At 33.3% G+C, this 13,216-nt stretch carries 8 protein-coding genes; all 8 read right to left on the bottom strand.

All coding sequences use genetic code 11. The annotated features are described in order from the left end of the window. Positions 1 to 11: 11 nt before the first annotated feature. The 8 genes from AWE51_RS06440 to AWE51_RS06405 all read right to left on the bottom strand — a co-directional run bounded on the left by AWE51_RS06440 (position 12) and on the right by AWE51_RS06405 (position 13,009). Positions 12 to 719: a FadR/GntR family transcriptional regulator gene (locus tag AWE51_RS06440; protein ID WP_066311183.1), complete on the bottom strand. Its 708-nt coding sequence runs from the start codon at positions 717 to 719 to the stop codon at positions 12 to 14. A gap of 233 nt (positions 720 to 952) precedes the next feature. After that, complete coding sequence (locus tag AWE51_RS06435; protein WP_066311181.1) at positions 953 to 1,846, bottom strand: polysaccharide lyase family 7 protein; 894 nt, start codon at positions 1,844 to 1,846, stop codon at positions 953 to 955. 8 nt (positions 1,847 to 1,854) lie between these two features. Next, entirely contained in the window at positions 1,855 to 2,871 is a 1,017-nt protein-coding gene (locus tag AWE51_RS06430; protein ID WP_066311178.1) for a PKD domain-containing protein, read from the bottom strand. A 17-nt stretch (positions 2,872 to 2,888) separates the two neighbouring features. Further along, entirely contained in the window at positions 2,889 to 4,385 is a 1,497-nt protein-coding gene (locus AWE51_RS06425; protein WP_066311659.1) for a RagB/SusD family nutrient uptake outer membrane protein, read from the bottom strand. 19 nt (positions 4,386 to 4,404) lie between these two features. Next, entirely contained in the window at positions 4,405 to 7,533 is a 3,129-nt protein-coding gene (locus AWE51_RS06420) for a SusC/RagA family TonB-linked outer membrane protein (RefSeq protein WP_066311177.1), read from the bottom strand. A 480-nt stretch (positions 7,534 to 8,013) separates the two neighbouring features. Continuing rightward, positions 8,014 to 8,361, bottom strand: a complete 348-nt coding sequence (locus AWE51_RS06415; RefSeq protein WP_066311176.1) for a cupin domain-containing protein — start codon at positions 8,359 to 8,361, stop codon at positions 8,014 to 8,016. A 26-nt stretch (positions 8,362 to 8,387) separates the two neighbouring features. After that, complete coding sequence (locus tag AWE51_RS06410; protein ID WP_082832345.1) at positions 8,388 to 10,667, bottom strand: heparinase II/III domain-containing protein; 2,280 nt, start codon at positions 10,665 to 10,667, stop codon at positions 8,388 to 8,390. A 2-nt stretch (positions 10,668 to 10,669) separates the two neighbouring features. Beyond that, positions 10,670 to 13,009 (bottom strand): chondroitinase-B domain-containing protein, encoded by a 2,340-nt coding sequence (locus tag AWE51_RS06405; RefSeq protein WP_066311174.1) that lies wholly within the window; start codon positions 13,007 to 13,009, stop codon positions 10,670 to 10,672. Positions 13,010 to 13,216 lie beyond the last annotated feature (207 nt).

Here is a 13,216-nt window from a genome sequence, read left to right as displayed (position 1 = left end):
TTTGATAGTAATTAGACATTTTTATTATAACAATATTGGTATAGTACTTTGAAATGTTTTTTCATTTTTTCTTTGGCTAGCTTAGGGTCTTTATTTTTTATGGCATCAAAAATATCTCTATGCTCCTGAATACCTAAGAATGCTTGATTTCCATCACAGACATGATATGTTTCGAAATTTGTAATAATTTCTGGAGTTATATGTAACATAAATGCATTCATACTTGTATTATGACTCGCTTTTGCGATAGCTAAATGGAATAGCAAATCTTCTTGTACAGCATCTTCTCCTGATTCTACTTTAAGGGTGTATGCATCAAGTGCTTGTTTAAGTAATTGCAAGTCATCATCGGTTCTTCTTAAAGCGGCTAACCTTGCGGTTTTTAACTCTAATAAAATTCTTGTTTCTACTAGAGATTTAAAGTCGGGTTCATCTAGTCTTAAAATATCTTCTATCATACCATTCATAGCTATTACCCCTATGTTAGCAAGAAAAGTTCCGCTTTGCGGTATAGTATTTAAAAGACCATAAAACTCTAATTTTTGTATAGCTTCTCTAATATTACTTCTGCTTACTTCAAATTTTTCTGATAAAGACCTTTCTGAAGGTAATTTGTCACCAGGTTCTAGATTTTTGTAATTTATCAAATCCCTTAATTTAGAGATAATTCCCTTCTGGATTTCCTGATTCTCATTTTTTGATAATATTTCTAGCTTCATAGTGGATATGATGTATATCAGATAAATTGGTTAACCAGATTGGTTTGCCAAATTTATAAAAATATTTATTATTAAAAAAAATTAAATAATAAGTACTTTATTCGATTATTAAACAACTTATTTTGGGTGTTTTATAGATTTTGCTAACCCTATAAATAGGGTTAACAGAACCTAATTATTGACTAATTCAAACTTCATATTGATTCATGAACATGGGTTATTGTGCCCAAGATTTAATGATTGACTTTTAATTCATAAAATTTCACTCGTGCAAAAGCATCTTTGTTTTTTGTCCCGAGATAATTTCCTGCTTTAAAGTAGTTTTCAAAAACTCCCCATCTTTTGATGTTGATGTCCTTGTAAACAGCAAATTCATTATCATTAAGTGAAACCACCATTTTACCTTTTGATACTTTTACTTCTAGAGTGAATTTTTTAAAGCCTACTTTTTCTTTAAAAGTATATCCTTTGTCATCTGTCCAGGCATCTGTTTGCAAAATTTCGGTTTCTGATGCCGCCAGGTTTTTCAATACTTTGGTTTTTACTCTAATTTTCCCTTCTTTCCAATAGATTTTTAATATCGGTGGTGCATTATTATCTTTTTGTCCAATAAGATCACGTTGCTCATTTGTTAACCTACCATGGATTTGCATAATAATAGTTTTATGATATTTTCCATTTTTATCTTTGGAAATTTCTCCCATTTTAAGTTTTCCTCTCATTACCCCTCCTTGTTCAAAAGTCCAATTCACCTTATTATCGCCAGGCACCATCTGTTCTCGTAATTCTGATCGGGAATATTTGGTATTAGCAGTTTTAGAACCTGGAAAAGCATAAAAGACTAATGAGCCATCTATTGAGTCATTATACATGTATTTTTTAAGTACATCATTGTTTGCATAATCCAATATTTCTGGAGGCTTAACTTCATCGGGTTTTCCGATAGGCAGAGTAACTTTCCAATGACTTAAATCTATTTTGGGTAACCGATACTTCTTTTTCTTTTTTCTTTTTTCCTTTTTAACATTCGAATCTGTAACGCTACTTGCCTGAATTTGGCAAGTAGCATTTGCAGATAGAAATACTATTACAAAAAATGATAATATACTTTTTTGAATGTTTTTCATTATATAATTTAATTAACCGCTGTAATAGTTACAGAATCAACACGTATTTCTTCATCACCACTTGAATATCCATATCTAGCAAAGTCCGCTGGATCTTCTGGAGGATCAGAATTACCGATGCCTCTTATAAAAAGGGCAACACTATCATTAGCACCAGAATTAAATACGAAAGAGAAAATTCTAAACTCTGAAGTATTATCATTATCCAGAACTTCCGTGAATAAGTTATTGTTCATATCTTCTACTTGGGAAATGGTTCTGTAACCAAAATCTTTCCTGGGCTTTACTGCAGTATCGGTGATATACTCTGGAGTGTAATCAGCAACATATCCTTCTCCGGATAGTACTCTTATTTCCAATTGACTAGGCCTGTCTCCATCTCTATCTGATTGGAAAAGTACGGGAATTTCTACTCTATATTCTGCGTTTGGTGTTACTGCAAATTCTTGATACGCGTGGTCTGGTTCTGCGTTATCCAATTTAAGGAAAAATTCGGTATTACCATTAGCACTACTTGATTCACCTTGCTCGCCTAGATCTGTACTAATCCATCCAGAACAACTGCAAGTGTTAGTAGAACCTTCTCTAGCCAGTCGATCAAAACCTGGGTTTACTATTACAGGATCTAAAACGGCAGGGGCATCTGGTTCAATCAATTCTATGATTTCGGAATGGGTTGAAGTTTGATTTAAGGCATCTGTAACGGTTAACGTTACTGTATAAGAACCTTCTCCTGGATAGGTATTCATTGGATCTATTTCGGTCGAAGTATTACCATCACCTAAATCCCAGCTATAATTAGTAGCATTATCTGATTGATTAGCAAAAGTAACTTGGGTAAAGGTTTCAATTTCTGCACCATTTGTAAACGTAAAGAATGCAGTTGGTGGTGTTTCATCAGGAATAGAATTAGCCTCAGGTAATTCGTCTACAAATTCACAAGAGATGAAGGCTATCATAAAAACCAAAAGTACAGCGATACGGGTTTTTGATATCAATATGTAGTTTAAAACTATATTTTTCATAACGTTATATTTTATGTTTAATACCCTGGGTTTTGTTTTAACAATCCTTGACTAATAGCAATTTCTGCACCAGGAATGGGTAGTAATAAATCCGTAGCCTGAAATTCGAAATTGTTTGCTGTTGAAAAGGCAGATAAAACCTCTTGTGCTACGCCAAAACGTTTTAAATCTAAGAATCGATGATTTTCAAAAGCCAATTCTACGCGTCTTTCATCCATCAACATTTGTTTTGTAATATTTGTTACCAAAACATAATCAGGATTAACTATCTCCATTGTGTCGTCAGCTGGATCTGGTATCATTTGAGGGATTGCTCTATCCCGAACAGCTTGGAAAGAAGCCAACGCTGCTGGAGCACTAGTATCTTGTCCGCCCGCAAGAATGGCTTCAACATGTAGTAATAATACATCTGCATATCGTGTTACAATCCAGTCATTACCGGCAATTCTTGGGTTAGAAGGTGCATTTGTTGGTAAACCTAGGTTTTCGTCGACTATTGGTAAGAATTTTACGGTTTGGAATAACCCTGGATTTCCTGGATCTTCTCTAAACGTAAATTGCCCTCTGTTACCACCAAAAGCATCAAATGCAGCTACAAGCTCTGCTGTTGCATAATTTGATCCCGTACCTCGGCCCACAGCATCAAGAAATTCTGCAGAAAAACCTTGACTATCATTTACCATATCATTACTAAAACCAATAGCAAATATGGTTTCATCATTGGCTTCGTTGTAGAAAATATCTGAAAAATTGGATTCAAGACTATATTCACCACCAGCAATTACGGTTTCTAGCAGACGTTGAGCATCTAAATAATTGGTTCCTAGGGTAAGATATACTTTAGCAAGAAAGGTTTGAGCAGCAGCCTTTGATGCTCTTGTTCTAAAACTGTTATCCAAATCGCTAGCTACAGCAAATTGAAGATCGTTGATAATTAGTTCATAAATTTGACTTTCATCAACTCTGGTAAAAGAAGCTTCTATATCCTCCGCAACAGCAGATTCAAGAACTCTATCCACCAAGGGAACATCTCCATAGAAACGTACCAAATTAAAGTAAGCGTAGGCTCTTAAAAAGCGTGCTTCTGCTTCAAACTTATTTGCGTTTTCACTAGATGCATTTTCTAAGTTCTCCAAAACGACATTAGCTGTAAAAATAATTCTGTACATACTACGATAATATGTAATTACTGCAGCCGTTTGTGGTGTAACCGTGAAGGTCTCAAAATCGAAACCTTGAGGAGATCCACTTTTTGTCCTTGAATTATCACTTAAAGTCTCAGCCATTTGATATTCAATTTGAATGGCTAAATGTGGGTTATTAAAACCACCATCTCCTTCTAAGGGGTTGCTGCCTTGTAGGGCGTTATAGATATTGATTATTCCTGCTCTTATTTCCTCATCATCTTTGAAAAAGTTATCAATATCAACAGCGGAAGTTGGCACTGTATCTAAATCGCATGACCATAGGAGCACGGTCAAGCAAAACAATGAATATATTTTTATTCGTTTCATAAGCTTTGTTTTTTGAATGTTAAAATTCGACATTTACTCCTAGAGTTATTGTTTGCTGTATTGGCGTACCACCTCTTTGATAACCAAAGGTTAATGGTGTTAGTTGACGCACATGTTCTGGATTCCAACCTGTATAATCATTGGCTGTGATAAATAATAGGTTTTGACCAGTAGCATATAACCTTAGGTTGCTCAACTTTAAATTAGAAGTGATGTCTTTAGGAAAATTGAATCCCAAACTTACTGTACGCAAAGCTAGATAACCTGCGTTTTGTACCAATTGATCTGTGAATATACGTTGCACCAGAAACTCTTGATTTGGTGTGTTATTTCTATCGAAATCTACAGTATTGCTATTAAAAAAGTCAAAAACATATTGATCTCCTAAATTATAAGTTTTGGCTCCATGACTTCCTTGAAACAAGAAACTAAAATCCATGTTTCCAAACTTAAAACTATTACCTAAACTCCAAATTAAATCTGGATAAGGATCCCCTAAAATAGTTTTATCATCTTCGTCTATCAGACCATCACCATTCAAATCTTTAGCATATGCGAATTGAGTTCTGTTACCTACTTGTCTAAAAGGGTCATTTAGAGATTCAAATGGAATATCACCATCATACACGTAACCATAGAAAGATGAGATAGGCTGTCCTACTAAGTTGATCCATTCAACTAATCTACTACCATCATTTGTGTTAACCACTTGACCGTTTGAGTCTCCAAAGTCTACTAAAGTGTTTTCATTAAAAGATCCAATTAGAGTTGCTTCCCATCTAAATTTTTCGGTACTTATAATTCTTGTACGTAATTCTACTTCGAATCCTTCGTTCTCAACTTTACCTATATTGACAAGGGCTGAAGTAAAACCTGTAGTTCCTGCCACAGGATTATCAATCAGTAATTCATCACTAGTTCTTTTGTAATAATCGAATGAACCAGAAATTCTATTGTTAAAGAATCCAAAATCAATCCCAGGATTAATTTCTTCTGATTGTTCCCATTGTAAAAGAGCATTAGGAATATTAGCAGGATTAAAACCATTTGTTATAGCACCATCAACAACACCACTAGATGGTTGCAATAAAGCAAGAGAAGGGTAGTTGTCCGTTAAGAAAGAACCTGTATTAATTGCATTTGTACCTGTAATACCCCAACTAACACGAAGCTTAAGTTGGTTAATCCAATCCACGTTTTCCATGAATTTTTCATTTGAAACAACCCAACCAGCAGATAATGCTGGAAAGTTACCATATTTTACATCTCGTCCAAAAATAGAACTACCATCTCGTCGGATACTTGCATTAAATAAATATTTGTCGTCATAAGAATAAATAACTCTACCTAAAAATCCATTTAAGAAGTTTTCATAGTCAAAAGCAGTTGCATCATTAATGATTGACCCACCTCCAACGTTAGGAATTACGTCCGAGGTAAATCCACTAGTTTCTATTTGAGACTCTTCAAAAAATCTGTTTTCCAGAGAAATACCAGCAATTGCGTTTATTGAATGTTTTCCTATTGTTTTGTTAAAGCTTAAAATATTGTCTGAAATTAAAGCATATCTACTACGTGTATCATAAGAAGCAGATGCACGAGAGGCACCTTGCCTTGAAGAGTTAATACCACGATAATCAGTGTTTATTCTATTTTCATACGTTGTAGTAAAAGTTGACTTAAAACTTAGGTCATCTGTAAATTTATAATCCGCGTATAAACTTCCATAAAAATTATATCTATTTTCGAAACGTTGACGTTCGAGTAATTTTGCTAATGGATTTATATTGCTTGTATTACTAATATCAACCCCACTAGTGACTGGAACTCCTTGAAAATTACCGGCAGCATCAAAAATACTTGTAGCCCCAGCAGGATATTCAAAATCATCAAACATTCTTTGTAATACATAGTCCCCAATCTGAGCATCAGCGTATCTACCTCCGTCACGAACACGATTAACAAAGCCTATGTTAGATTCATTTAAACGAGTTGGTACCCAAGAAGGTTGTCGTACAACATCATATACACCAGTTGCACTAAATCGTCGTCTTTTTGAGTAGGAAGGAGAAAAACTAGTTCCTATCTTCAATTTATCCGTAAGTTGTGTGTTAATTTTAAGTTGCGCTTGGTATCTTTCAAAACTATCTGTTAACAATACACCATCATCATTAACATAACTTAAGTTGACATTATATTTAGTTTTTTTAGTACCTCCTCGTACGCTAAAACTATGGCTTTGGATTACACCTCCATCTATAACGATGTCTTGCCAATCGTTTTCAGCATTTATCAATTGTCTAAATTGACTCCCTAAAGAAAGCCCACCTGTTATTTGCCTTTCTCGCTCCAATTCGGCTTCAAAATCAATATCATATGCATCGCTTCGTCTACCTTCTTTAATCCCTGTAAACGTATTATATGTAAATTTTGCTTTACCTTCTTTACCTTGTTTGGTTGTGATTTGAATTACACCATTAGAACCTCTAGAACCAAAAATAGCGGCTGAGGCAGCATCTTTAAGTACTTCAAAAGACTCTACATTGTTCATATCTAAGTTGGTCAAAAAGTCAGAATCAACAACAGCACCATCGACTACTACTAAAGGCCCGTTATTTGAAGTTATTGATCCAATACCTCTAATACGAATGGTAGGTGCAGAACCAGCTTCACCTTCAGAGGTTCTGATATTTACCCCAGAAACCTGACCGATCAAGGCTTCATCTACCCTAGATACTGCAATTTGATCTAAATCTTCATTAACTACTTTTGAAATAGCCCCAGTAAGTAAGGATTTTTTCTGTGTACCGTAACCTATTACTACAACTTGTTCAAGTTCTGCAGCGTCTTCTTGTAATACGATATCTATAATAGTTTTACTGGCTGTAGCTGTAACTGTCTGTGTTTTAAACCCAACGTAGAGGTACTCGAGAATATCTCCTTCCTTTACTTTGATTGAGTAATTACCGTCAAAATCACTTGAAGTACCTTGACTCGTTCCTTTAACGAGAATGTTTACACCAGGTAAAGGTATTCCTTCTTTTCCATCTGTGATTTTACCAGAAACTGTCAGCGTATTGTCCTGGGCCAACAAAGAAAATTGGAATAAAATTAGGACGGTAAAAATTAGTTTAATTTTTAAATTCATCTTGATAATGTTATGTTCCTACAATTTAATTTGATATTGTTTAAATATCTTAATGAAGAATAAACACTGTAGTGCTCTTGATTCTCCCCATTTTATTAATTACAAAGCCATCACCATTTAAACGAAATTTCGTATTTTTGTAGAGTGATGTGCAATTAATTTAGTGCATGCATGTTAATTTTACTTCCCTCCTAAAAGAAGTAATTTGAAAGGATAGGTGTGCGCCTGTCCTTTTTTCTTTTTAATAAAAAATAAGTTTCATTTGTTTGTTTTTTGATTTCATGTTTAAAAGTGTTAGAGTGTTTTTGTTGGTAAACCAAATTGGGTAACCAAATTGGTTTACCAAATATATGTTATTTTAATGTTAAATAAAAAAATATACTAAGTTTTAATGTTAAAATTTCCGAAGTATCTATTTTGACTATTAAAATATTATCATATTGATATTATACTACTAAACAAATGTTTTGTACACTTTCTTTATTGCATAAAATCTTCTCGGATAGGGCTAAAAACATCTATAAGTACTCCGGCCTCTAGACATACTGCTCCATGTGGTGCATGTGGGGGAATATAGAAACAGTCTCCACCTTTAAGTACTTTTTTTTCACCATTGATACTAACTTCAAACTGACCACTCTGTACGTAGGTAACTTGAGAGTGGTGATGATCATGAATAGGGCCTATCGATCCTTTTTCGAATTTGACATGTACTAACATTATTTTATCATCATAACCCATAATTTGTCGTTGTACTCCTTCGCCAACTGTTTCCCATTTAATGTCATCTCCGATGATAAATTCTTTACTCGATCCAAAACTTTCCATTGTGATAAGTGTTAAAAAATATAAAATTAATTTTCCTTGTTATGTGTGTAAGGGCCAACCCAAGAAAAGGGTTTTCCATTTATAGTAATTGTGTGTGATGTTTTGTTATTTGAATCCGTGGTGCATAGAACGAAAGTATGTTTTTTGTCTTTTTTAGTAAGTATAGACCAAGAAACATAGTTCTTATTTTTGGTACTGTTTTTTGTAATTTTTTTAATGTTACTATGCGCATTATTTGCTATCTCGGTAACATAGTTATATGATCCGTGGGCTTCTACAACACTAATAAAAACACCTTCTTCTTGTTTAGGTTTTCTTATGAGGAATGAAGGATCTCTTCTTAAGTTAAAGTTAGGGTCATTGGCTCCAATCCTTGTAAATAAAAATTCATCATTTTGTTTTGCTAATGTTGATAAGGTATAAAATGTTTGATTTGTCTTCCATGTAGTTTGAAGTGTTCTTTCTTCTTTCAATATACTTTTTCCTTCCAACCATAGATGTTGATACCCATTTTTTTCGCCTACTTTAGTTAGTGTTTCGGGACTTGAGTATTCGAAATTAGTATCAATGATTTGTCCATTATAGTAAAAAGGTAGATCGAATTGATGAGTAGTCTTAGATTTAAATTGCATAACATCAATTACTAGTGGATTTTCAAAATCATTATCCTCTAGTACGAGCATGGTTCTATGAAGATTTGTACCTGGGTATGCATTGTCTTCTTTTGCACTTACAATTTGGAGTTTTGGGTTTGATACATCAAAAAGATATTTTTCTGAGTGATGCGTACTTCCAATTTTAAATTTACCTTCAAAATGCGAGATTTCGTCTTGGATAATAGTGTTATGAGCGATACTTTGTTTAGCCCAAGTTTTATTTTCTTTAAGGTAGCCTCCACCATTTTTCTGTTCGATGTTTACAAATCGAGCAAGCCCATAATCTTGCAGTATTTCATTTCCTTTATTGTAATACGAAAATGATAATTTATCATAATGTCCATGACTTAAGCCTTGGGCGGTATATTTCATTACTAAGCCAAATTGTTGATTTTTAGAACGAAGAATTCCTACACTACCTTGAGTGCCATCTGACCCATCTCTAAGTTCTATAGATTTTTTGATAAAAGGTTTTGCTTTTTTTTGTTGTATACCTAGGGCTACAGAGAGTCCTGTGTCATCTAATTGTATCCTATTTTGTTGCTTTGCAATACTAAGAAGAGAAGGGTCGTTTCCTCCAAAATGATAAGCAATATTTACCGCTGATACCAATTCTCTAGAATAGTAAGACATTCCTTTCTGTCCGTCATTTAAAGGAAAAAATTCACCATTAGCGTTTGTTAAGTTTAACAGTGCGTAAACAGCCTTTATTAGTACCCCGTTTTTATATTCAAATATTTTTAACTCTGGTTTTTTATTTTGTAGCGCTTCTGCAAAAATCATAAATGGATACATAGCATACCTTTGGTAGTATGGACCTTCAGTATAATATCCGTCTGGAGAGAAAGGCTCGTCTAAATTAGCTAAGAAGCCTGTCTTTTGACCCTTAGTTTTAATAAAACCGCCATCATTGTCTTTTTGATTGGGATCAATGTTGTCACTTTTTAACCCATATAATGCACGATCAATTAATTCTTGATTATCCATAACCAACCCAATCATTCCTACCGCTACATTGCCCCATGTACTATGATTGTGAATTCTATTAAAGAATTGTGGACTTCCTTCTGATAAAAAATTAGCGTACGGGATGAACAGGTTTTTCTCTAAATTATCACGTTCCTTTTTTGATAAGTAATCATAAATACAGTCATAAGCTTGACTTACATAGACTAACCAATTAGAATCATTTAAGCATTGCCAAAATATTTTCCCTCTTGCATAAGATCTTGTTTGTGGGTGTAAGGGTAGGGTAGGGTATATTTTTGCATACTCCTTTAGAACATCATGAACATATTTAGCGTATTTATCATCAGCTAAAAGTTGGTATAATACGCCAGCTTGTTGCAGGGTTATCCAGTTTTTTTTATGCCTGTCATGTGTATATCCCCCAGCCATATCTTTAGGAATAGGTACGTGTATGCCAGAAGCGATTTCTTGATCAATGGCGTTTTTTACCTTGTTTAATGTTGTATCAAAAATTGGGATAGTCCCTAATTGTTTTTTAATAGTTTCAACTCCGCTTTTTGTTAATATTAAATTGGGATGTTCTTGTGCATTAGCATGTATAGAGAAGGCGATAGAGAAAACAACAAAAAAAGAGTAATAAAAATTTATAAAAGATGACGATTGTGTGATTGATCTTGACATAGTTATTTTTTTAGTATTCCGATATCTAAATTATCATCTCCTTTGTTGGTTAATTCAGAGTTGTTCGTGAGGGAGTAAGTCTCCATGTTTTCGAACTTTGGATCTAAAGACCAGATGGTTCCTATTTCATATTTTTGATCTCCTGTAACTACTACTTTCTCAGATTTAAAAAAGTTTGTATGATGAACCTTAGCAATAGGACCGCCTACTACTAAGTGCATTTGAATACCTTTACTGTTATTAAAAATGCTATTTTTTATAATGGCATTTTGTACTCCCACTAAAGAAATAGATTTTTTGTTTTTATTTCGTTTACCATGACCAACATTGTCCAAAACATTATGATCGAAAGTAAGAAATGGTCCAAATGTACTTTCATCACGGCCATCTCTAACCAAATTTAATACAGCACCATCAATATTGGAAAATACATTGTTTTTTAGGATTACGAATTCTGCATTAAAAATCCCATTTTCGCCAATTTCTTTATCTAACGAGAGTATATTACCGGTAATATTTTTAAATGTAGCATTAGTAATACTAATTGTATCGGCCATAGTATTCTTGAATACTTTTACAACATCATATGAATGATTGATATTTAGATTTTTAAAATCACAATTATCTATAAGTAGTTTATAATTTTTGTTCATAGAATATTTACTAGTTCTAATCACAGCATTTCCAGCATAATCTGGAGCTTCTTTTCCATCAAAAATAAGGTTGTTTAATTTCAAACTTCCTCCATTTAGAATGTCAAACAATGATTTTTTTTCAAAAGTAATAGTTGATTTTTTTGAGGAAGTTGATATTGTAATAGGATGTTTTATTTCAATCGTTTTCGTTTGTAGATATCCATCTTGAGCTGTTAGTTTAATTATATCACCAGGCGCAGAATTTTTTACAGCATCAAATAATGTATTTATACCAGGTTTAACATGTATTGTTTTACCAGAATTAAAAGAAGCTGTTTTGTTAACTTTTGGGTACCAGGATGCACCTGTAGTTTCTTTTGATGGAATCTCACCTTTAATTATTGCACCAAGACCTGGTGTAGGAGTTGTTGCTGGAGCTAACAAACCATAATTGTTTTTTTGCAGCACTAACTTTGTGGCTGTAAACCCATTTTTTGAAATTCCTTTTGTATTGGGGCTAATAAGGTTGTTTTGAAAATCAATACCCGTGATATCATCATAAACTGTAAATGAATCATCTTTATTTTCATTGTAGAAAATATTGTTATGCATTACAGAATTAATAGGTGTTGCACTACGTTCGGCATCACTTCCTGCACATAATTGTATATAATCACAATTAATAAAAGTGTTGTTTTTAATTTTAGCATCACTTACTTGAAAGTATCTGTTTAATGGTGAATTTGGAACACCATTCATTACTACTAATGCACCTCCAAAACGATAACCTGTAAGGCCTATTGCATAATTGTTTTCTACAGTTTGTTTTCCGTTTATGACACGAATACCACCTGTACTTGGTACCCCGTTACCAATAAACACGTTATTGTTAACATTGGTTTCGTTTCCATGACGCATAGTTAAGGTTCCTCGGCATTCGAAAAATACATTATTACGATATGTATTTTGGCAAGATTTGCTAGATATGATTTCTAATTCACCGGCACATCGATCAAAGTAGTTGTGCTCAACAATTGTGTTAGAATTGCTTAAGGAATGATGGCTTGTTCCTATTCTGAGTGTTTCTCCACCATTTGAGCCTAAGGTTTGTCTTGGACCAAAGTAATTATGATCTATTTGGTGATGATTCTCAATAAATTCTTTTGAGTTAAGGCGCACAGCCATTGTAACTCCAAGATTGCTTTTTCCTTCGATATGATTGTGATCTATTCTGTTGTTTTTTCCATAGATACCAATCCAATAGTCCTGTTCTCTTCTTTCAGGATTACTGTAATTATCAATTACACATTCTGTTAGACGACTATTTGAAGCAAAATTATTTTTATCTTTTTTAAATGAAATCACTTCAGAAGTAGGAGTAAAGCCGTTTTTAAAAACCAATCCACTTACCACTAAGTATTCACCGGCCATTCTTAGGTAGGACGCTCCTTCTAAAGTTGTTGCGCCTTTTTCTTCTACAGTTAGAGTAATAGGTTTTTCTTTAGTTCCTTTAGCCTCAAATAATAACTCTGCATCTTTCCAAATGCCTTTTGACAAAACAATAGAGTCTCCGGGTTGTATAGTTTTTAATGCTTCATTAAATGCATCAACAGAGCTAATAATACTATTGTTTTTTTTTGATGCATTGTTATTACATGCATAGAACGATATACTTAATAGTATACAAAAAAGGATTTTTATTTTCATTAAATTAACTGGTTTACCAATTTGGTTAACCAAAAATAAAAATATAAATCAATAATCAAATAAAGTATCGTTATTTTTTTGATGAAATGTCTAAAAAAGACGTTAAGAACCTACTTTTTTGACAAAAAAAACTGTTTTGTCTAATAGTAACTTCAAAAAGAAGTGGTTGTTTATTATTTGTTATTGTAAAAAAGAAAGAGTATTGAT

This window comes from Aquimarina aggregata, assembly GCF_001632745.1.
Taxonomy (GTDB): domain Bacteria; phylum Bacteroidota; class Bacteroidia; order Flavobacteriales; family Flavobacteriaceae; genus Aquimarina; species Aquimarina aggregata.
The sequence above is the reverse complement of the archived record's forward strand: the minus strand, read 5'-3'. Positions and strand labels throughout refer to the sequence as shown.

Coding starts and splice junctions, on each gene's coding strand:
- AWE51_RS06440 (WP_066311183.1), bottom strand. CDS start 719: ATGAAGCTAGAAATATTATCAAAAAATGAGAATCAGGAAATCCAGAAG.
- AWE51_RS06435 (WP_066311181.1), bottom strand. CDS start 1,846: ATGAAAAACATTCAAAAAAGTATATTATCATTTTTTGTAATAGTATTT.
- AWE51_RS06430 (WP_066311178.1), bottom strand. CDS start 2,871: ATGAAAAATATAGTTTTAAACTACATATTGATATCAAAAACCCGTATC.
- AWE51_RS06425 (WP_066311659.1), bottom strand. CDS start 4,385: ATGAAACGAATAAAAATATATTCATTGTTTTGCTTGACCGTGCTCCTA.
- AWE51_RS06420 (WP_066311177.1), bottom strand. CDS start 7,533: ATGAATTTAAAAATTAAACTAATTTTTACCGTCCTAATTTTATTCCAA.
- AWE51_RS06415 (WP_066311176.1), bottom strand. CDS start 8,361: ATGGAAAGTTTTGGATCGAGTAAAGAATTTATCATCGGAGATGACATT.
- AWE51_RS06410 (WP_082832345.1), bottom strand. CDS start 10,667: ATGTCAAGATCAATCACACAATCGTCATCTTTTATAAATTTTTATTAC.
- AWE51_RS06405 (WP_066311174.1), bottom strand. CDS start 13,009: ATGAAAATAAAAATCCTTTTTTGTATACTATTAAGTATATCGTTCTAT.